Raw genomic sequence first — 21,491 nt, 5'->3', positions numbered from 1 at the left:
GTTGAGAGTGAGCCAGTCCGACTATAGTTACCTGCTGCCTCCAGACAATAATACAATGGCTTCCTGCCCGTATATCCTATAGCAGTCGGGTCCTTGTAAAATATATTCGATTCTCCATTAATAATATCCACTGGCCACCACATTAAACACATTGGCTGGCTTGAATATCTTCTATTTTGGTAAGCTGGATCTGTCTCCACGCAATATCCCTTCCAGCCCTTATAATTCTTACCTACCTGGCTATCATAATAATCACAAGCCGGCGCTGTCTCGGTCGGGTACAACCGGCAGCTCCTAGCCGCATAATTCATATTATCACCAAGCTCCAAGACCGACTTCATGGAAATATTATCTACATAAAATGGCTTACTAGATACCCTACCAGCCGCTTGTACGATCACCAAGTTCAATTGCCCGGTATAACCCGACAATTCCTTAGCTGATAAGCTGACCACATATTCACGCCAGACATTACCAAGGGTCACAAAATTTGCAGCGGTATTGCTACCTTCATTATAATATTTAAATGGCACATAACTATATTTTCCTTCTGGACCATAGGCCAGCTCCACCATTATATCTCTGGGGTTTTCATCGTCGCTCTTGGCCCAAAAACTCACCACGTAACTGCCTTTACTTACTGTCTTATTCGATACCCCCTTGACTATTGCCCCCTGGAAAGTACCACTTGGCCAAATCTTCAAAACCCGATTAGCATTTTCGTAATTATAATTCTCTATTACCCCTTTATTCCAACTCTCCCAAGGATTTGGTATCCCATTTTCAAAATTTGAATTTTTTATCACTATTGGTACCCCCACCTCTGCCATCTGGCTATACGGATAAAAGCCATCAATTTTAGCCTCTGTACATTTGGCCCCGCCAATACAATCACTGTCGCTACTACATATCCTGCCAGTATTGAGGCATCTCTTGCCCCAATTTATCCCCACCTTACTATAACCAGATAGATTTCTAATTTCCGACACTTTCTTGGGGCTCTCTACGGTCATCGCACTCTTGTCTTCGTCTACGATGCTAACACAATTACCGCTCTCGTCCATTTTGTTGCATTTACCTACTCGAAAACATAAATCTTCGTATTTCTCAGGGTTGGCCCCTGTCACCTTGACCTGAGTCTTGGCGTTGCAATACAGCCACTCGTCGCAAATTCTATCTTTACTCACTTTCAAAATCACATTTGCGTCAGCTGAACTCTCTAGACTCTTTGTAGTAAAGGTAGCCATTGCCGTAGCACAACTTTTAGCTGGTACTGTTGCTGGGCACAGACTCGCTGGCGGATTATTACAAAGATCGCTTCCCCTAGTTACCGTAGTATTAGTCACCAAAGAACTGACATAGGCCTCATACTTACTTTGTTCTTCCAACCCAAAAATATCAACACTATGCTTATTAATCAAATTAGCATTTGTTAATGTTTCGTATTGCGTAGCGCCTACCTTTTTATAGCAAACCACACTATCAGCCAAACCATCACCATTTGGGCCGCCAATGGTATTCCACTCAATAGTCGCGCTAGACGCTCTGACATTACTTGGTTTCTGTTCACGAATATCCAGCTTCTGAGAAGACAGAGTCGTAAAATTCCCACTCATTTTCAGCGCCCCATAAACTATATGTTGTGTTCCTGACTCATCCAACTGATATTTTAATCTTACTGGGCACTTGTCTGTCCCGTCACAAACCACATCATAGCTATATGCCCTTCCCTCGTGCAATCCCTGAACCTGAATTTCATGGTCAATTTCAGTATTTGCCCTACAGACACCATCATAAGTTGAAATGCCCGTACCAACCACTGTCGTTGAGGTTGCACCCTTTATCTCTATATTACAATCACTGCCCGGCGTTACGCACAAATTAAAACCCACATCTGTATAACCAACATTTGTTACTAATTCATTACTAGGACACAATTTTATTCTTTTTAAAACTATTGTATATACCCCACCGGTGCCCATGGTCTCCATCTTACTACCATCGACCGCTATAGCCCCTGTCCCTGCTGGGTCAAAATCAACAGACAGTACTCCTTGTTCTTTTGCCACCAACTTCATGGTTGCCAAGGTCGCCGCTACGTTATTAGTCGTCTGATAATTTTTTATATTTATAGCAAACACACCGTTGCTATAAGTGGCTGTCCCCGATACCCCGCCAGAAAAAATTATATTTCCACTTGATAATGGTTCAACCAAACTATAATAATTTAACTTTAACTGTAAGTTAATCTCTTTCACCGGCTGATAATCTGGCCGCAAATTAATATTTATATTAAACGCCTCTCCCGCCTCTACTGTCTTCTCTTTCTCAAATAAATAAAACTCCAGCCCCTGTTTGCACTTCTCTCGGCAGCATCTTATATTCTCGTTGGGATCATTATTATACCAATTATTATTTGGACAATATTCATAAGGCAAACATTCGTCATTTGGGTTTATACAACACTTTATTATACCACCATAATTCCCACTATTTTCATATTCCGGGTCAACCGCCTGGCCACCCTTTAAAACAATAATTGATTTATTCGGATCTGCCTGGGAAAAACTAAAAATAGTGGTGGTGGCCGAAATATCTGCTTCCGGTTTGATATTAAAATATAAAGTCGCCAAAATCCCTGCTTTCTTAGTAAACGCATCGCCCTGATCATTGGCTGGCTGACCACGCACCACTTGGACCAAGCCATTGGTATTATCAATTTTTTGCATTGTCCCTGGCGCGCTAGCTGTCGTGTCACCCTCACCCTGACTAAAATCAGTTTTTCCTACATCAATCTTGGTTACTTCTATCTTGGCTGGATCATATTTTATAAATGCTGCCGCAGAAACGATATTCTCTCCCACATTATTGTCCACCAAAATATCCATCTTTTGTTCCTTCGCGCCACAAACCAAGCTCATATCATTAACAGTATTAGCAGTATCTGCCCAAACCAACTGCAACCCTGGGTCTCCCCCTGCTGCCAGAGTAAAATACAAAATAACGCCAATCGCCACTACCAAAATCGGCAATGCCAAAAGCATCAACTTTTTCTTTGGTGTCATATTGCGAAAACCCTGCTTCACTTTATATTCTCTGCTGGAACGATAAATATCCAGCGACCCCGGCGTTTCTGGCTGACTATTTATTTGTGGCTTTTCATCGGCCATAATTTACAATAAAATTTTATCCTCTAACCTTTAATTTAAATTATTTATTATTTACTATACTTTTGAGTTTTTAGTTTTAACCTTTAAGCTACTTTATGGTATATCTCCCCTCTTCAAACTCCACCTTCATCGCTGTACCCTTGCCATCATCAAAAATCAACTTGCTCTTTTCTCTATTAAAACCAACCGCAACCTCACCTATCACCTTGGCCCGAAAAACGACTTTGGCCAAAAGACCCCTCTCCCCATTAAACCCATCATCGCTGTCTTTCCAGTTTCCATCAGCCGGCTGGCCTTGGATAATTTCTACTTTTCCCTCTCCTATCGTCTTTACTGCGCCTATTGTCAATACCGACCCCCCATTATCAACCTTCACTGCTTCCAATTTTGTATTATCGAATAAAAGCTCTACCCCACCAGCCGAAATATCAACCCCACCTGTATTCATCATCACAGAAACTGTGAACTCTTGACCTTTTGCTATTTCGCTGCGCACCGGCTCTAAAAATATTTTTCCCACCACCTTATTTTTTTCTTCAATTTCTTTCTGCAACTTCAATGCCTCCTGGTCTACCGCCATATTATTAATATTATTGGGATTGTTACTCGGATTATTATTAACTATTTCTCCACCCCTATCCACCAAAAACCAATACAATAAAGCACCAACAACCAAAACAGCCACCACCGCTAGAACAATCACCAATAATTTCTTGTTACCACCTGTAGGATTGCCAAAATTTTGATCACCTTGATTGCTATATATTATTTCGTCCATATTTTTATCTTAATTATTATTAGCATTACCATTTATACCAAATTATATCTTAGTATCAGTAATATAAGTACATTTACCCCAATTCTTGCCCCCAGAAATACAGTCTGAGTCGCTCTCACAATGTAACTCTGGATTGCCCTCGCAACGTGGCACGCTATACCAGATATCTGATCCTCCGTCTGTCTGGTGAAATCCTAGACACCCAACTGCCGGATCTACACTAGTACATTTTTCTACTTGATCTGCTTTATAATAATAAAAATCACATGGTGGCGACTTCACGGTTTTACCAATCGCATCGGTCGTTAGTGTATATTCATAATTTACTGAATCTCGATTGCAATCCTCTGGATTGTTTGGATCCTGATATTCTGTGCAAGTATTTCTATCTTCTGGGCAAATCGCTGTCCACGTCGAGCAAAGGCCATTCAATTTGCCAGTAGCATAATTTATACAACCGTCAGACCCCATATCTTGTTTGCAGATATTGCTCAAACTATTGTTATTATTTACCGACCTACCGCCTATGCAGTGCTTTTCTATAATACATGGGGCATTACCAACACAATCATTATCTATGTCACACCCTGTTTCTGGGTTATTAGCGCAATAACCGGAATTATTTCCCGCCGAGCCCGGGCACAAAGCATTGCTCCCTACTTTATACCAGTTATAACTGCCATTAACTCCTCTATATTCGCAAACAAATGTTCCCGGATCTTTAAAATAAACTCTGCCAGCCACGCTTTCCCCTGTTGGTTGGAATTCATCACAACCAACCGCTTTTGACAAACACAACATACTACCCTGTCCCTGAAAATCTTTGGGGTTGACCACTATATATTTCTCAATAAAATTAATCTTATTTTCTGGTGTTAAATCCATCATGGCGAGATGAGTGCAACCCAATACATCACACCGCTTTGCCTCATCGTAGACTATATATATCAATTTATCCTGGGACACCACCACGTTATCCCTCACGTCATCAAAAGTAGTATTAGTTTTTCCATATTCCTCTTCAAATGGGGCTGTTGTATTAAAAGTATCAATCATCTGTTCACAACCAACCGCAAAATCATAACATACCTTACTAAAACTTTTTGCATACCATTCTTTATTGTTTTTATCTTTATAAGATTCGCAGCCTAGCATCACCCCCTTGGTTGGCATATCACAAGACGCTGGTGTTTGCCATGAATCTTTTATTAAATACAAGTCGCCACTTGTTTCTGTCAAAACTATATTATCAATATAAAATTCACTAGTGGCATCCATCCGTAAAGCCTCATCAGCTTTTGGTTCTCGATCAAAATTTATCAGATTGATCGTATATTTACCCCATTCGCTTTTGAGAGATATCTGCCCAGTAAAAACCTTATCGCCAGAAAAACTAGCCGTTAAAATATTACTGTCCGATGACTTGGATCTGGCCCAAAAAGATAATTTATAAGATGCCCCCATATGTACCAAGTCTTTAAAATCCTTCCTCCCTATTGTCGCTTTCCCATTATAAATACCCGAAAAAAGAGATCGGCCATTAGCGACTATTGATTCACTACTAATACCACCCCCTGTGCCACTAACCCAATTCTGGCTCGTGCCATCATCGAAGTCGCTCCTTAATATCTCTTTTATGTTATTACTAGCGCTTCCCTTATATTCTCGGCAACCAAAAGAGGCAGCTGAACATGTCTGGCTCAAGCTGGGTATTGCTGAATAAATCCTTTGTTCCGTCTCCCCAGCGGCTATATTTGTTCTCCTATATTTTGTGCACTCCTCCGAAGCAAAAACTACCCTGGAAAACTTAACCCACTTTGTCGTTCCTCCTGTATTGGTAAATTCCACACAATCAGGATTTATAGCTGGATTATTATTGGGGTTAGTATCACCCAATTTGCAAAGCTGCTCTGTCGCAGCTGTATCCCCACAAGTTACCTTGCCATCAGCTGCTGTTACCGGATTAGTACAAGGATATTCACCCAAATTTGATTTTAAAAGTGTCCACTTGCGAAGCTGATTTCCCGACTCATCGCCAGACACCCAAGAATAAAAATCATTTATATCTGAATCTGCTGAATCTGGCAGAACACAAGCTCTCATAAAACTATAATATTCTTTTTCTTCGCCTCCTGCGCCTTGGGATAAATTAGTAAACTCCTCGCATCCATTATCAGAGGCGGAACACACCCTAGCGCTTGTCGCTATCATATAAACAGGATTTCTACTCGCTGGAACCTGTGTCTCAAAAAACGACGGCTGTTCCAAATAGCTTTTATAACCCACACACTCTTCAGGACAAAGGTCTTCTTTACCTATCACCCCTGGTTGGACTGAACCGCTATAAGACACCGGGGTATAAGACTGGCAGCCGACATCACCCTCTGAACAATACATCGCATAATCTTTGCATGCCTCCATGCCGCCCTCAACACACTTTTGAATATCTTTGCGCCACATCTGGCCATTAGTATTACAATTTGTTTCATTTTTCCCTTCTACTATCTTAGTATATTTATCACACTCATAATTAACTGGTGATTTTTTCAAATTTACCATATTCACCCGCCCATATTCTCTATAGTCTTTATCGCTTTCCGCCTCAACCAATTGCAAATCGTCTATGGTGCTAGTAGCGCTTGGTATATTTATTTCCATTTTATTATCGGTCAAACTCATATCAAACCTATATTGCCAGGCCAAGCGATAATAATCGCCAATGCTCGTCTCCCCTATTTTGTTCACCTCTCCCCCAGCCGTTAAAAGCTTTACATCCAAATCTTTATTCTTACTATTTAATGAGAAAACAAAAGTTCTACCACTCAGTGATCTTTGAGTATCCACACTTATTTTAAGATCACTTGCCAATTTTAGCCCTCCATTTTCTATTATCCCACTACCATTAAACTTAACGAACTGACTATCATTATTAGCTGGGCTAAAGTTGACTCTATCGGTAGTTTTAAAATAATTAAAAGAAGAATTTGGTATCCAATTACTTGATTCCTTCAAATTAGCACTCATTCTAACAAAACCACTACATCCAGCCTCCTTGTCTTCGCATTCCATCTCTTCGGCTTTTCTATTCAGGTATATCCTCGTCCCTGTCTGATCAAGACTACATGTCCAATTGTTATTTTTTGGGTCAAAGCTGGTGCAATATTCTTTACACCCTACACTTGTCGTCTCGCTGCACTCACCATTTAGACCAGAAAGGGTATTCCGTAAATAACTAACTGTTGTTCCATCTCTTTTTACATAAGTCTGGCAGCTATTATAATATTCTTCGCAAGCCCCGTTTGGGCTGGCAATATCCCACACCTGCTTCTCCTTTGTGCAGTACCCATAAAGTTCACAAGAATTCCCATCTTTGCTTTCTTTGACACAACTCCTCTCGTCAGCACAATAATTATTTCTGGTTGGCAATATCTTTTTTTCATTATCATCAATTATCTGATTTCCATTTGCGTCCACACTGGCATCAAAAGTCTCCAAAACCTCCTCACCGGCTCCCTCCCTTTGACAAATAGTCTCTGGTGCTTTTAGCACCCACCCTTTATCCACCAAACGATAATATGGCGAGTCTGGATTATTATAATAAGCGTCGCTCGTCAACAAATCCAAAGTTAATGGCTTGCCCGATTGATCAAATTTATAATAATACTCTGCTGCCAACTCCCAAGTCACTGGGATTATTCTATATTTTCGGAGAATTACCAGGGTTCTATAAGAATATATGCTCTTTGTCGGGCCATCAGTCCCCCCATTTTTATCTTTATCATAACCAAAAGCCCAACTACTATGAACCAAATTTTGCTGTATTGCTTGGGCCACTGTCAACTTTTGTGCAATAGCCTCTTTAAAGGGTTCGTCTATTGTGCAGCTATATTGATTTTGTGTACCACAACTCAAATTATCCAATATACTCACCTCCGCTCCGCTAAAATTATAATCTGGCACACCCAAATCACTAAATTTAGCCGAGCTTAATTGTGATGATGATATTGCCGGTGCGTATGACCCGCCTGTGCCCACTGAGCCAGTCTTTGATTTTGGATTAAACAAGCCCTTTGTATAGTGTTCTAATAATTTATTTGTCAAAGTGTTGGCAAAAACATCTACCGCGTCAGCTATAGCATCGCCAGTATATACGCCATATGGTACCAATGATTTATCCAATAATCCTGCATAATAGGCGCCATATATACCCGCGGGGGTTCTCACTACATCGTTCTCGATTATCCCAGTCTTCGGTTGCCACTCTCCCCAAATTATTCTACTAAGGGTACTACTCTCTTTTGCCGCTGTCTTTTCTTGTAACGCGCCTGACGTGATAGTCAAAACCGCCCCGATATCATTACCACTGGGATTAAAATAACCGGAAAAATCAACTAACTCATCTAATGTTAATTTTTTTAAATCGCCCGCTCTTTTTAATACGGTTGTGAATTTACAACTCGGTTTGCCTGGGTCAAGAACATTTCTGCCTGTCAATTCTACGTTTACCTTTACCAGGGGGTTCAACGGCTGGCATAAATCTTTCCCCCACATCTTTCCAACGCTATTATTTAAAAAATCACCCAATGCGCCATCAGCGCTCTCCTGCACAAACTGCCCCACATTCGTCTCAAAAGCTGGCTTTTGACCAGTTATTCCCCCCGCCAACTCCTCTGCACCTCTCTTTGCCAAGCTGGTCATAAACCTTTTTATCGCATTTTTATAAGCCACCGCAGCAAGACTCTTTAATCTATCCTTACTAAATTGCCAAACTTTTTGCAATGTTCTATATGGAAAATCAAAAATATTCTGTATCGCCTGATTGAAATCAAAGGCGCTAGCCCTACTAGTAGACATGAGCAATCCCCCAAAAACCAAAAACACTATTAGCCAAATAGCTAAAATTTTAGTTAATACCTTGTGTATATGTTCTTGATTTTTATTGTCCAGCATGGGATGTTTTATTTACACCAAATACAAAATTTTATACTAAAATTTTCTATTGCCCCGCCAGTATTTCCTCTACCACCGCCATTAACTCATCATCACTAATGGCATCGAGCTGTTCCTGGGTCACGTCGCCAGTCGACAAAAGCAATTCTCTCATCTGCGCCGGTGTTAATTGTTTTAATTGTTCTTTTTCTTCTGGTGTCAAAGCTCTCTGTGTTGTATCAACTGCCCCCATATCGACCGGCAGCAAGTCAGTATTATCAACTTGTGTTTTATTGGTGTTTGCCAGTGGGGCTTGAGTATTCGTATTTATTGTGCCTCGGCAATCCTGCCCTTTTGGACAATTTGGGTCAAAGCCACCATCTATTTCCTCTTTATCGCCAAATGTATCCGAGTCACTATCTTTTAAATATGGCGATGTCCCATAAACATAAAGCTCATTAAAATCAGACAACCCATCACCATCTGTGTCCATGACTTGAAGCTCTTCTATTGTCTTGCCCGCCTCCTCCTCTCCCAAGGTTTGGCTTGCGGGTAAATTTTCACCCCTGTTTTGAGCCAAATCTATACCCTTGCCCAAACTAAGTGTGCCTAAAACCAAAGTTGCTAAGCCAAAAAAAACCAAAACACCAAACATTGCTTTGGTTGGCCAAGTTTTCTCACCATTTGGTAAATATTCTGGCATTAAATGTCAGTTCATCTTATTTATATTATACAATATTTTTATTCTTACCGCCAATTAAAAAGGTGTGCATAAAACCAATTTTAAATTTTAAATTATAAATTTTAAAATAAAGCTCGATTTTTCAGCACAAACCTGCCGACTTTCCCGGCAACCTACCCGACTAATTTTTGATATAACCTTTTCCATTCCTCTACTCCCAAATCCTCCGCCCTAGCTCTCGAATCAATCTTTAATTCCCAAAAAGCAGCCAAAACTTTTTGTTCTGAATAAATATTTCTTAAATTATTTTTTAACATCTTTCTCTTCCCATTAAACCCTACTTTTATAAATTTAAAAAATAGATCTTCTTTGCTTTTGAGTTTTGAGTTTTGGGTTTTGAGTTTTATAATCGCGCTATCCACCTCCGGCACTGGCCAAAAATCTTCTCGACCAACCACCGCCACCATCTCTGGCCGACTGTAATATTGGACCATCACTGCCAAAACCGACATTTCTCCCTTCGTGGCACAAATTCTTTCACCTACCTCCTTTTGTACCATTAAAACCATCTCACTTGGACCGCTATCCGTCTCTAGCAATAAACGCAAAACATGGGAAGTAATTTGATAAGGTAAATTCGCCACCACTTTATATTTCTTACCTTCTAATAATTTAACAATTTGATAATTTAACAATTTGATAACGTCCCCCTCTACCAACTCCAAATTTTTTACCTGTCCAAATTTATCTTTCAAATAACCAAGCAATTTTCTATCCAATTCCACCGCTACTACCCTGCCTACTCTTTTGGTCAATTCCTCGGTCAAAATACCCAGTCCTGGCCCTATTTCCAAAACCACGTCTTCTTTGGACAAGTCAGCCGTTGTGATAATCTTGTCCAAAACCCCTTGGCTAATCAAAAAATTCTGCCCCTTGCTCTTTGTCGGCACAATATCCAATTGCTTACACAAATTTTTTGTTTGTTCTTTTAAGTCTAAATTGTTCATAAAAAAATAATTTTCAAGCTCCAAGATACAATTTCCAAACAAATTCCAATAACCAATATTCAAATTCTATTTTTTTGATCTTAGAATTTGTAATTTATTTTGGATTTTGCCCGCCCGCCAGCGAGGCAGGGATTTGGAACTTGTGATTTTACCAGTTATACTTATTATACCCTATTATCAGACAATAACCCAACAATATGTTTATCTTGATCAACAAGCCTCCCGGCCCCACTTCTCACGATATTATCAATCAACTCCGGCGGCTGACTGGTGAGAAGCGCATCGGTCATGCCGGCACCCTAGACCCTTTTGCTGAGGGCCTTTTGATTTGTGCTATCGGGCGCGAGTCTACTCGCAAAATCAACAATTTTGTCAAACTTGATAAGGGCTATCTTGCCACCCTAAAGCTTGGCCTGACTTCTGACACTTACGATTGCACCGGACACATAAGTGAACCAAGGGGGTATCGTCATCTAACCAAAAAGCTCATCTCTGCTGCTCTCCAAAAATTTATTGGTGAACAATTCCAAACACCACCCGCTTTCTCTGCCAAAAAAATCAATGGCAAAAAAGCTTATCAACTGGCCCGCCAAGGTAAAGAATTCAGCTTAAAACCAAACAAAATAACCATCTACAAACTTCAACTAAAATCCTATTCGCCAAGGGCCAAGACATTAAAAATTGAAGTTTGTTGTTCCTCTGGCACCTATATCCGCTCTCTAGCCCATGACCTTGGACAATCACTGGGCTGTGGCGCTATACTAGAAAAATTAATCCGCACCCAAATCGGCCAATATAATCTCAAAAAAGCTGTCTCACCAGATCGACTCACCCCTGACAATTGGCGAGATTTTGTAATTTGAATTTCAAAATTTATTCCGGATTTGGGATTTGGAGCTTGGAATTTTACCCTGTCCCTTGCCAAATCGCCAATCTTATGATAATCTATCCTTAACCTTATTTAACTTAATTAACTTAATTTTATGCCTCAGCTAAAACAATCTGCCAAGCGTTTACGCCAGTCAAGAAAAAAAGCCACCGTCAATAAAAAAATAAAAGACGGTATTGATTATCTCTATCGCCAGCTTAAAAAGACTCTTGACTCCAAAGAAATAGACAAGGCCAAAGAGCTGGCCAAACAACTATCCAAATCTATAGACAAGGCCTGCGAAAAACATATCTACCAAAAAAATAACGCCGCCCGTAAGAAATCACGTCTGATGAAAAAACTGAATTCCGCTTCCAAGAAATAATATCTCCCCAAAAAACAACTTGCCAATTTGACAAGTTGTTTTTTAAATTCTACAAACCTACTTCCCTACACCCCTATCCGCCTACTTCTACCACAAACATTTCCAAAAGAGTCGCTCCGTCTTCCCCTCTTTTTATCTTTATGTCAATCTCCAAAAGTTTCTTGTAAATCCTCTTTAGTTGCTCTATGGAATATTTGCTTGCCTGCGCTATGGCTTTTTGCACCACAAAAGGGTGCAATCCCAATTCACTAGCCATACTCCGATAATCCCCCTGGCCCTCATCCAAGGCCGCTCGGACCTGGATCAATATCCGGAACTGCCGGACAATCATTGTCAAAAGATAAATTTCATTCGCCCCGGCCTGCAAATTATCGTGTAATAATTTAAGGGCCAATTTGCTATTTTTATTACCAATGGCATCAGTCAAATTAAAAATGTTATCCTCTATTTTTACCAAACTGCTCTCCTCCAAATCCGCCTCGCTTATTTCTCTCCCCCGGCTGATCGCCAAAAGTTTATCTATCTCTCCCGAGAGCGCCCACAGATTACCATCGGACTTACTAGCCAAAACTTCGGCATTTCTCTTGCTTGTCTTGCCCCCCTTTTTTTCTACTCTTTTTATCACCCAACTGGTCAGTTCATTATTTTTTAATAAAGAAAATTCCTCTTTAAATTTACTCCCATCTAAATATTTGAACAAAGCCGATCGCTTGTCAGGCTCCTCGTCCCAAAAAATCAAAATATTATCATCCTTGCCATCTCTAAATTTTCCTACTTTCAAAAGCTCCAAAAGCTCTACCTGTAAAGCTTTTCTTTGTTTAAAAATATCTCTCACTACAACCATTCTTTTTTTAGCCAAAAAAGACTGAGTAGCCATAGCCTTGTTGAGGTCATTGATCGCCATTTTTTCTGCTTCCACCTCCACCAAATTCAAACCAGATTTATCCACCTCACGAATAAATTTTTCTTTAAACATCCTTAATTTTTCCTTGGACCGAAAGGTGTCCGGCCCATACAAAAATATGATCATAGAATAAGCGAGATAAGCAGTAAGCAAGATAAGTAAATCAAATAAACTAAACAAGACGCATGGTTTTCCCCTCCTCTCTGAGGAGGGGTCTTCCCGAAGGGAAGGGGGTGGTGTTTTAAATTATTAATTGTCAGGCCGATCTAAACTGTTTAAATACTCGGTTGATTAGATGACTCAATTTTATCCGATTTCCCACCCAAAAGCAAACAACGCATAAGTAGTAAGCAATAAGCTAGGTAAGTACTAAGTAATACCCAATTCAGGATTTACTGCTTATCTTGCTTACCTCGCTTACCGCTTTCTTCCCCAATCCTAGCCAAACCTTGACAAAAATTAAAATATATGTTACTATCACCTAACCTTAAAATTAGAATAAACGTGCCTGTTTTTATGTTTAAATGCTTAAATGTTTAGATGTTTAAATGTTTTTTGTTCTTATGCTAGGTCTTTAAGCTCTAAAAACCTGCCATAAAAACAAAAAATAATTGACAATTGAATAACGAATAAAGGAGGTGACCTCATGAGAAAATATATTTTCTTATGGGTGGTGGTTTTTTTGGGGATGCTGGCGCATTCTCAAGAGGCCGCCTCGCAACGACTGGGGAGAATAAATGGTCGGCTCGGCCGCCTAGGCCAGCCAAACCAAAATTCTTCCGCTTCCGTCTCTGCCGAATCAAAAGATGCCCGGCAAGCCCGCGAGATGGAGGAAGACCGTCGGCTCAATATTATGGCAGACTCCATCCGCCAAGCCAACCGAGCCAAGCGGGCAAGACGCGAGAAGGCGTGGCAGGACAGCGTCGCCCAAGCAGTGGGCAACCTCGCCACCAGTAACTGGGACTATACCACCCAAGAAACATTTGGGGCAGTTCCTAGCGGTTGGTCCGAATACGGCCTCGCATCAAATTATGGTGTCGGCGACACTTTCCATGGCCGACGTATGGCCAATGGTCGGATATTTAATGCTTACGATCCGACCCTCGCCGCCCATAAAACCCTGCCATTTGGTACGCGTGTCATGGTGACAGACACACGCACTGGCAGAAGTATTTTTGTCACCATCACTGATCGGGGTCCCTATGTGGCCGGTCGTATCATTGACCTGTCATATGCCGGGGCAAAGCTCTTGGCAGATGATTTTGTTGCCAAAGGCACAGTCCCGGTCAGAATAACACCCCTGCTCGGTGGCCAAATGGTCGGCAACTGGCCAACCACCAGCCACCGTATCTCGCAATCTCCCCGTCCCAGCCACCAAGCTATCGACATCGACGGTGAGACAGGCGACCCGGTGTTTGCCTATGCCAATGGCATGGTCACTATTGCCAAAAATATTGGTGAGTATGGTAATCTAATTGAGATCAACCATGGAAATTTCTCAACCAGATATGGCCATCTGCACAACTTCGCCGTCCCAGCCAGTAGCTATGTCTATAAAGGTCAAATCATCGGCTATATGGGCAATACTGGCAATGCCCGACGGGGCGCCAAAGACGGCTCCCACCTGCATTTTGAAATCATCGTAGGTAGCCAACCCGTCAACCCGCTACCATTCCTGAAATAACCGGCCGGTTTCCATTCTCGGCCATCACCTTATAAAAGCCCGGCACCGTGGCGTACTACGGGCAGGAATAAAATGAAAAGATTATTTTTTGTTGTTGCGGCCGTGGCTCTAGTGATCGCCGGGTGCTACTCAAGCACGGGGGTTCGTCGGCCAAATCCTGACAACCCCAAAAAAACCCGACCGGTGGTGGAGGTTAGGGACAACGGCGACAGCCCGGAAAAAATCCGCGCCAAGGCGGACTTCCTTGGTGTGTCATCTGCTTCAGAGTTGTCTGCCGACGCCACCCTTGCCCCGCTAGAGCGTCTCACCGCTGCGGCTCTGGCTCGCGGTGAGGGTACCACTCGGGCATTCTCTCGGGTCCTCCACGAGGCCGGTGTCGGTTATAATGTTACCTCCACCACTACCCCCGCCGGCGTACCCGCCTTCACGGAGGTACAAGAAAAATGGCGGAAAGCGGGGTTCGTTTTTAATAGGGGGAAATGGTACGCCCCCTCGGATCTGGACCCAGCCCAAAGGGTCCCCCTAAACGAGTCAGAGATTGACCTGCTTTACCGCTACGAAGGCACCTCTGACTATGGACCGGCCAAGCCCGTGGTCGATTCGATCCGAGCTTTTTATCAATAAATGGACAAAAAAACAAGAGCGACTCTGAACCCAGAGCCGCTCTTTTCTTTTTATCTAAAATTATTCCCTATTCAAAATAATATTGAATACAATACTGGTAATAGCGTAAGAAAATATCACTACAATCAGACCCAGAGCGCCATTCAATATTTGTTGCTTTGACTTGGCCACTGTCTCTTCATTACCTCCGGCCATCATCCACTTTATGCCAGCTATTATTGTCAATACAAAAAATACCACCGCCACAATACCAAGTAGGCCTTGAATAATTATTGCCACTACTGCCGTAGGGCTATTTTGCTCTGGCAGTTGAGCCGCCGTCCTTACTCCGCCCAAATTCCCGATTATGGCATCTTTCAACCCAGCCGTCTCCGCTACCTGCGGCACCAAGCCGACTACTAAAAACAAAACCAAAACCCCAAAAATCAATTTTTTATATTTCATAAATTTTCAAAAATTAATATACTAAATACTTTATACTTAACACTTTATACTTAATTCTCTACCCTTCTCTATGGTTGGCTCCAAGTTTGACTTGGAGCCTGATGCTCCAGACCACTCACCGTGCTTTGGTACTTATCACCGAGCTCCAAGTACAACTTGGAGCTAACCCTTATTATACTAAATACTTAATACTCAATACTTTATACTTAGCGCCCTACCCCTTCAGTATCACATTAAAAACAAACTGGGTAATAGCAAAAGCAAAACCAATTATCACCAAACCGATCACCGCGTTCAAAATCATTTTTTTTGCGTCATCAATAGTAGAAGAATTTCCCCCCGACGTCATCCATTTCACCCCAGCATAAATAATCAGTACCAAAAACACAACCCCCAAAACACCAAGTAAACCTTTTATCAAAAACACTATCCAATCAAGCGGATTGGCCCCGGCCTCTGGTAAGCCGGTCTCTTTCAGCGCATCTATTTGGTCATCTATTTTATCATTTATATCTGCTGTCCCAGCCGCCAGCATCGCTTGCTGATATACCAAAAACTGCCCCAGCAATAAAACCACAAACACCACGAGATAAAAAACATTTTTCTTTTTCATAATAACCTTTTAATATTAAATTTATATACACTGACAAATATTATACGAGTCACAATAACCACTAACATACCCCTGCCCCTCTCCACGACATTCATCAGCACAATCCTCTGGTATACAACTATTTATATCGGGATTGACCTCTGCTTTACGACATCCACACACACCAGTATTTTGGTCACAAAACCTGACACCATAAGTACAATCTGGGCATTCATTGTCACCCGTACAACCAACCGGTACTGGGTTCCCGACGCCTGGCACTTCAGCATTTCTGGGTGTAGCATAATATTCTCTACTCTGGGTACTCTGTATCACCTTATCTATAACATAATACGTCACCGCATACGAGCCCATTATTATCAAAACCCCTATTATCGCATAAAGAATAATTTTTTTTGATTGACTCACTGTCTCCTCATTGCCATCAGCTAGCATCCACTTGAGCCCTGCATAAATCACCAAAAGCAAAGAAAACACCCCCAAAAGACCCAAAATACCATAAATAATCTTTCCAATCATCGTCGGCACCGATGCCTTCTTTAGATCCACGTTCGTGGCAATATCATTCAAATAACCGCTCATACTGCCAAACCCCTCCTCGGCCAAAGCTGCTTTCAGATCAGAAAAAATAACGACCACAAAAAACAAAAAAACAACTGCCGCTAAAAATATTATTTTTTTATTTTTTTTAGCTATCATTTTTATTTCACAATTGTTACGATAAAATAAGTAATTGCATAAGAAGCCAAAACAACCAAAACCCCAAGCGAAGCATCCAAAATAGCCTTCTTTGCCTTAGAGACAGCCTCTTCGTTGCCACCAGCCAACATCCATTTCAACCCCGCGATAATAGTCAAAATCAAAAAAACCACACCCACCATGCCCAAAGCATAATATATAATTCTCCCGATCAGCGTCGGCAACTGCACTGGCGGACTACTTGGATCACTGGTCAAGCCCGCATTTTGAGCCAAATTTCCCAAACTGTTGGTAAATTTATAAGCCTCGGCCACAGGAGTATTGCCAAACACAAAAGGAGAAGCAAAAAGAAAATAAATCAAGACAACTATAATAATTGTCAAAAAATTTTTCTTCAGTCTGCTTCCCCTTTTTGTGTTTTCTAAATGCATAAATATTTACGCGCTTGTACTCGAATTCACACTATTTTGTCGCCCCGCCGACCACATTAAAGACAAAAGTCACGATCGCATAGGCGAAAAATATTATCACTAGACCAATAATACCAGCTGCAATGGTTTTTTTGGCCGACTGCACACCCTCTTCATTGCCGCCAGAGGTCATCCAACGAAAACCACCGATCAAAACTATTATCAAAGACAACACGCCAAGTACCCCCAATAACGTCTGTATAACACTTACTGCCACGCTCCTTAGTTCTTGGGTACCAAGGCCAACATTGGCTGCATAATTTAAGCCCCAATCAATAGCCATTGCGTTACCAGCCGCTGTCAACAAAACCAAAGAGAACAAAACTGCTGTTGAAATTTTTATTATCTTGTTCATGTCTTTTCTTTTTTAATTTTTCAAAAACATCTCTTATTTTGCCACGCCCATCACATTGAACAAAAATGCCACAATGGCATAGGCAAACAATATTATCGCTAAGCCGACAATGCCAGCGGCAATTGTCTTCTTCGCTGACTTGACATTGTCTTCGTTGCCGCTAGAAGTCATCCAACGGAAACCCCCTAAAAGTATTATAGCCAAAGACAATATACCAAGCACTCCCATCAAAGAACGTATTACACCAACAGCTGATCCCCGGAGGTCATTGGTTGTTAATCCTACTTGGCCGGCCACGTCAAGGCCTACATCAGCGGAAGTCACTGCCAAAACCGGCATAGCCAAAGAGCCAATAACAAAAGATGTTAACATTATTTTCAAAAATTTCTTTTTCATTTTTTTGTAACATTAATCTTAAAATGGATACTATTCGACCTTTGCCAAAAATAATATCCCCAATAACTATATTATAAAATAACTACCACGATTATTCAATCCCCTCCTCAAAAAGTCTGATTTATACTACCGGCAGCAAAATTTATTGCTTGTTCTATTTCGCTCTTACCAGATACTACATTTTTTATCATCGTCCTAAATATATCCTCAGCCGATAAGGGATCACGTCCTCGGTACCAGGACTTAGCGGTCAAAACTTGTCTGGCAAAAGGCGCTATCTCATAATCATTTATCTGCTTATCTACCAAGGAGCGGAGCGCTGTCGGTTTTTTTGTTTTATTTAAATATTTTTCTGCCTGCCCCTCGCTCGTGGCAAAAACCAAAAAATCCCAGGCATAATTTTGATATTTTGTATTCTTGGACACTGTCTCTATCCAATAACTAGCCATATTAATTTTACTACCCAAAGCATCTGTTCCATTTATATTTATATGAGGCGCCTCTGCCACCCCGATATTCAACCTCGCACCTTGAGTTTTGATCAAGGGTAGCTGATAAGCATAGCCGAGCATCATCGCCACCTTGCCAGAAATAAAAGCCTCCGTAGCCTCTGGCATTGATTCGCTCCAATTATAAACATCCTTTGTTGGTGAAGCAAAATCAGTATAAAATCGCAGAGCATCTACCCCGGGCTTAAAACTTTTGTCGCTGATATATGGACTGGATTCCTGAAAAGTTGCCCTACTCCTCACTTCGTCAACCATCTGTGTCCCATTTTGCATCATCAAAAGGGCCAATATATCACTTGCCCGATTGATATTATCGGCTGATCCCATCGCAATACCAGACTGAGTGATATTCCCAGTTTCATCATAAATGGTTAATTTTTTCACCATTTCTTTTACCTCAAGCCAAGTTTGTGGCTGTTTGGTTATCTGGGCATTATCAAATAATGCCCGATTAAAAAACAAGGCCAAGCTATCCACTGACAGAGGCAATCCCAATATTTTATCTTCTCTGACCACATCTTGATAAACAGTGTCAGCGAACTTAGTTTTCACGTCCATCGGCGTCAAAGTCCTCACTTGGTTATAGTCGGCTTTTATCATCTTGCCTGTTCTTTTGTCGGCCTCTGTCACGTAAGGCAACTTTATACTTTCTGGTAGGGGCGTAATTTTTTCTTTATATTTTCCCACCCAAGTATTGTGAATAGAAAAAACATCCGGTCCCCTATCCTCGGCCCAGGCCTCGAGTAGTGCCTGCTCATATTCCTCATAGCGCAACTTTCTGTACTCAATATTAACATTTGGGTGCATCTGCCGATAAGCATTTATGATGTCGGAAAAGCTATCGTCCCCATCAAATACTCGCCAATAACGAAGTGTAATCGGCTCAGAGAGTTCATTATAAGCCGCGATATTGCCCTGCTTACAACCCAACCCACTAGATAACAAAAAAACAAAAATTAAAAAAAGAAAGATTAATTTTGACTTCATATAGAAAAATTAATTTTTGTTATTTAAAATTTCCTTTATATATTTCCTTAATTCGCTACTATATTCTTTCCTTTTCATGGCAAAACGGATAATTGTCTTTATATATTCCAGCTTGTTGCCTGTATCACACCAGACTGTATTTTTTAGTCTACAAGCATAAACCGGCTTTTGCTCTGACAACTTTCTAATTGCATCTACCAGCCACACTTCCCCACCCCGACCGGCCTTTTGTTTTTCCAAAATTGGGAAAATGTCTGGCGTCAGAATATATCCGGACGGTGAAGTCAAAAATGGCATTTTTACTCTCTTGGCCCCCGGTTTTTCTTCAAATCCCTTTACCTCCCAAATCCCATCCTCAACTGTTTTGCCATATATAACACCATAACTTTCAGCATCTTCTTTGCTTCTCGGCTCCATGCCTGTAATCACGGGTTTTTGATATTTGTCCCACACTTTTAACAATTGCTTCGAGCGTGATGGCTCGGCATCAAATAGTTCATCGCCCCATAAAACCAAAAAGGGTTCATCTCCGATTATGTGTTTGGCATTCAAAACTGGAGTACCATTGCCATATGGTCCCTTCTGACGGACATAAATAAAATTGGCCATCCCAGCAATCCGTCTTATCTCCTTGAGCTGTTCTTGCTTACCTGCCTCTTCAAGCCGTTTCTCCAGCTCATATGGATAATCAAAATGATCTTCAATAATCCTTTTGTGCCAACCAGTCACGAGTATCACGTCTTTAATGCCAGCTGATACTGCCTCCTCTACCACGAACTGGATAATCGGCTTGTCTACCACTGGCAAAATCTCTTTGGGCATCGCCTTGGTTGCCGGCAAAAATCTGGTACCAAATCCAGCCACTGGTATTACCACTTTACGAATTTTCTGCTTCATATTTATTTCTAGTATATTATTTTGCTAATTTTAATTATACCACTTATCTCACAAAACCCAAATCATCTATGCCGTGATTAAGCTCAAAACAACTGCCGATATTACTGTCAAAACAAGACCCAACCACTGATGCTTTTTAAGTCTCTCTTTGTTATAAACAAAACCCAATATCGAGGCCATAGCAATATAACTCTCGCTAATCCCCGTAGCCACAGCTATAGGAATATACACCATGCTAAAGGCAAAAAATATCCAAGCTAAATTATCAAAAAAACATGTAAAAAAAATTAACTCCCCATTTTCCTTAGCATAGCGCCAAGTAATTTCCATTTTCCTTGATTTTAATAAATAAACCAAAGTAGCTATGGCTACCACTAAATTCAAAAACCAATTTACCATCAAAGGTCCTGATGCTCTCGCCCCAAGACCCACAAAAAAATCTGCCAATCCCATGCCCACGGTTGCTACCACAGCCAAACCCACCCCTCTCTCAAAAATAAAACTTTTTATTTTAACAAGATCTTTTATAGAAACAAAAATTATCCCAACTGCTAAAATAATAATCAAAAAATATTGACTCGGTCTCAAAAACTCCCCCAAAAACAAACTAGCCAAAATTAAAACCACTGGTATCTCCAAAGCAAAAACTGGCTCCACTACAGAAATTTTGCCAATTTTCAAGGCTTTGAAATCTAATAAAGCCGCCACCAACATTATCAACCCGACCGCAAACAATAACCACAAATCATTTATTTCTATTCGCCCTATTTCCCCCCAGACAAAAGGCGTTAGCACCAAAGCGCCGGAGCCACAAATATAAAATAAAACAATCCAAATACTATATTTATCATTGTTCTGCAAAGAAAAAATAGCACCCAATCTTTTTTTGACCGTTCCTAATCGTCTAGTGCTTCTCTGGATCAAAAAATCCCCCAAACCCCAAGAAAACATAGCCAATAATGCAAACAACACTCCCATATTTTTTATAAATTACTCTATTATTTATAATATCACACAAAATTGCCTCACAAAAATAACCCCGCCAACTTTCGGGGTTATTTTATAAATCAAAATTTTAGCGCCAGTTCGG

Annotated in this window: 19 protein-coding genes; 4 read left to right on the top strand and 15 right to left on the bottom strand. The window is 41.0% G+C overall.

Annotation, left to right across the window (positions count from 1 at the left end; genetic code table 11):
• The 5 genes from GYA54_00115 to rsmA form a co-directional block, all read right to left on the bottom strand.
• Positions 1-3,170: hypothetical protein (locus GYA54_00115; protein ID NMC51125.1), on the bottom strand; the 3,170-nt coding region annotated here is incomplete at its 3' end.
• An 88-nt stretch (positions 3,171-3,258) separates the two neighbouring features.
• Entirely contained in the window at positions 3,259-3,948 is a 690-nt protein-coding gene (locus GYA54_00110; protein ID NMC51124.1) for a hypothetical protein, read from the bottom strand.
• Between the two features lie 42 nt (positions 3,949-3,990).
• On the bottom strand, positions 3,991-8,898 hold the full coding sequence (locus GYA54_00105) for a hypothetical protein (protein ID NMC51123.1): 4,908 nt from the start codon (positions 8,896-8,898) through the stop codon (positions 3,991-3,993).
• Positions 8,899-8,944: 46 nt separating this feature from the next.
• The gene (locus tag GYA54_00100) at positions 8,945-9,580 is read right to left on the bottom strand and encodes a hypothetical protein (protein NMC51122.1); all 636 of its coding nucleotides are present in this window, start codon (positions 9,578-9,580) and stop codon (positions 8,945-8,947) included.
• A 152-nt stretch (positions 9,581-9,732) separates the two neighbouring features.
• Positions 9,733-10,566, bottom strand: coding sequence for a ribosomal RNA small subunit methyltransferase A (gene rsmA, locus GYA54_00095; GenBank protein ID NMC51121.1), 834 nt, complete (start codon positions 10,564-10,566; stop codon positions 9,733-9,735).
• A 197-nt stretch (positions 10,567-10,763) separates the two neighbouring features.
• Between rsmA and truB the strand changes: the two genes are divergently transcribed.
• Both truB and GYA54_00085 read left to right on the top strand, forming a co-directional pair.
• The gene (truB, locus tag GYA54_00090) at positions 10,764-11,429 is read left to right on the top strand and encodes a tRNA pseudouridine(55) synthase TruB (protein NMC51120.1); all 666 of its coding nucleotides are present in this window, start codon (positions 10,764-10,766) and stop codon (positions 11,427-11,429) included.
• A gap of 120 nt (positions 11,430-11,549) precedes the next feature.
• Entirely contained in the window at positions 11,550-11,819 is a 270-nt protein-coding gene (locus GYA54_00085) for a 30S ribosomal protein S20 (protein NMC51119.1), read from the top strand.
• Positions 11,820-11,892: 73 nt separating this feature from the next.
• Here GYA54_00085 and holA read toward each other — a convergent pair whose 3' ends face one another.
• The gene (gene holA, locus GYA54_00080) at positions 11,893-12,849 is read right to left on the bottom strand and encodes a DNA polymerase III subunit delta (protein NMC51118.1); all 957 of its coding nucleotides are present in this window, start codon (positions 12,847-12,849) and stop codon (positions 11,893-11,895) included.
• A 520-nt stretch (positions 12,850-13,369) separates the two neighbouring features.
• Between holA and GYA54_00075 the strand changes: the two genes are divergently transcribed.
• Both GYA54_00075 and GYA54_00070 read left to right on the top strand, forming a co-directional pair.
• Positions 13,370-14,407, top strand: a complete 1,038-nt coding sequence (locus GYA54_00075; protein NMC51117.1) for a septal ring lytic transglycosylase RlpA family protein — start codon at positions 13,370-13,372, stop codon at positions 14,405-14,407.
• Positions 14,408-14,479: 72 nt separating this feature from the next.
• On the top strand, positions 14,480-15,031 hold the full coding sequence (locus GYA54_00070) for a hypothetical protein (GenBank protein ID NMC51116.1): 552 nt from the start codon (positions 14,480-14,482) through the stop codon (positions 15,029-15,031).
• A gap of 60 nt (positions 15,032-15,091) precedes the next feature.
• Here GYA54_00070 and GYA54_00065 read toward each other — a convergent pair whose 3' ends face one another.
• From GYA54_00065 to GYA54_00025, 9 genes are all read right to left on the bottom strand, one after another.
• The gene (locus GYA54_00065) at positions 15,092-15,475 is read right to left on the bottom strand and encodes a hypothetical protein (protein ID NMC51115.1); all 384 of its coding nucleotides are present in this window, start codon (positions 15,473-15,475) and stop codon (positions 15,092-15,094) included.
• A gap of 214 nt (positions 15,476-15,689) precedes the next feature.
• Positions 15,690-16,088, bottom strand: a complete 399-nt coding sequence (locus GYA54_00060) for a hypothetical protein (protein ID NMC51114.1) — start codon at positions 16,086-16,088, stop codon at positions 15,690-15,692.
• A gap of 21 nt (positions 16,089-16,109) precedes the next feature.
• Entirely contained in the window at positions 16,110-16,787 is a 678-nt protein-coding gene (locus GYA54_00055; protein NMC51113.1) for a hypothetical protein, read from the bottom strand.
• Positions 16,788-16,789: 2 nt separating this feature from the next.
• Complete coding sequence (locus GYA54_00050; protein ID NMC51112.1) at positions 16,790-17,218, bottom strand: hypothetical protein; 429 nt, start codon at positions 17,216-17,218, stop codon at positions 16,790-16,792.
• Between the two features lie 31 nt (positions 17,219-17,249).
• Positions 17,250-17,612 (bottom strand): hypothetical protein, encoded by a 363-nt coding sequence (locus tag GYA54_00045; GenBank protein NMC51111.1) that lies wholly within the window; start codon positions 17,610-17,612, stop codon positions 17,250-17,252.
• A gap of 33 nt (positions 17,613-17,645) precedes the next feature.
• Positions 17,646-17,993: a hypothetical protein gene (locus GYA54_00040; GenBank protein NMC51110.1), complete on the bottom strand. Its 348-nt coding sequence runs from the start codon at positions 17,991-17,993 to the stop codon at positions 17,646-17,648.
• 122 nt (positions 17,994-18,115) lie between these two features.
• A complete protein-coding gene (locus GYA54_00035) occupies positions 18,116-19,504 on the bottom strand; it encodes an extracellular solute-binding protein (GenBank protein ID NMC51109.1) in 1,389 nt (462 codons plus the stop codon).
• A 9-nt stretch (positions 19,505-19,513) separates the two neighbouring features.
• Entirely contained in the window at positions 19,514-20,401 is an 888-nt protein-coding gene (locus GYA54_00030) for a UTP--glucose-1-phosphate uridylyltransferase (GenBank protein NMC51108.1), read from the bottom strand.
• A 66-nt stretch (positions 20,402-20,467) separates the two neighbouring features.
• Positions 20,468-21,379, bottom strand: a complete 912-nt coding sequence (locus GYA54_00025; protein NMC51107.1) for a DMT family transporter — start codon at positions 21,377-21,379, stop codon at positions 20,468-20,470.
• Positions 21,380-21,491 lie beyond the last annotated feature (112 nt).

Source organism: Candidatus Kuenenbacteria bacterium (assembly GCA_012797775.1).
Taxonomy (GTDB): Bacteria; Patescibacteriota; Patescibacteriia; order UBA2196; family GWA2-42-15; genus JAAZMX01.
Note: the sequence above shows the minus strand (reverse complement) of the source record. Positions and strands in the feature narration are given on the sequence as shown.